At 66.9% G+C, this 354-nt stretch carries 1 protein-coding gene; it reads right to left on the reverse strand.

The genetic code is table 11. The features are described 5' to 3' along the window. A partial coding sequence (locus JGS39_RS40375) for an acyltransferase domain-containing protein (protein ID WP_236066197.1) occupies positions 1-354 on the reverse strand: 354 nt, incomplete at both ends.

The following is a 354-nucleotide window of genomic DNA, read 5'->3' on the forward strand; positions in this document are numbered from 1 at the left end:
ACGGCCCTTACGCACCAGCGGAACGAAGACCGCAGCCTCCGCGTCCACCGACTGCTGCGCCATCCCACACAGCACACCGTCCGGACCCACCTCGACGAACGACGTCACCCCACGCGACACGACAAACGACACCGCATCCGCGAACCGCACAGCCTCCCGCACATGCCGCACCCAGTACTCCGGCGTCGAGACCTCCTGCGACAGCTCACCTGACACTCCCGACACCACCGGAATCGACGCAGCCCCGAACGACAGCCCGGCCACCACCGCCCCGAACTCCGCCAACATCGGCTCCATCAACGGCGAATGGAACGCATGAGACACCCGCAACGCACTCGTCCTACGGCCCTCACC

It is taken from the genome of Streptomyces poriferorum (genome assembly GCF_019399235.1).
In the GTDB taxonomy this organism is placed as follows: domain Bacteria; phylum Actinomycetota; class Actinomycetes; order Streptomycetales; family Streptomycetaceae; genus Streptomyces; species Streptomyces poriferorum.